The organism is Bacillus sp. AC266 (genome assembly GCF_979253805.1).
This window is the reverse complement of record NZ_CEEDEC010000078.1, coordinates 1-233: the sequence shown is the minus strand read 5'-3', so window position 1 is coordinate 233 and position 233 is coordinate 1. Positions and strand designations below refer to the sequence as shown.

At 35.6% G+C, this 233-nt stretch carries 1 protein-coding gene; it reads right to left on the bottom strand.

Annotated features, from left to right (window positions below):
- A partial coding sequence (locus AC0IXC_RS29415; RefSeq protein WP_471653733.1) for a CoA-transferase occupies positions 1 to 137 on the bottom strand: 137 nt, incomplete at its 3' end.
- Positions 138 to 233: the final 96 nt, after the last annotated feature.

Sequence of the window (233 nt, the reverse complement as noted above, 5' to 3'; positions counted from 1 at the left end):
AAAACAGCTTGAATTAAAGATGGAGGGGATCCGATTCCTCCAAATCCCCCAAACATCAATGTCATATCATCATGGAACAAAGAAATTACTTCCTCTATTTCATTTAATTTACCGAATGTATTTGTAATAGTTGTCATGCGATACTATGCCCTCCTTTGTGCATCATCTCTTCCACGCTCTTTACAAAAATTGAAAGTAATTCATCTAACTCGGAATATGTAGTTGTCATTGGT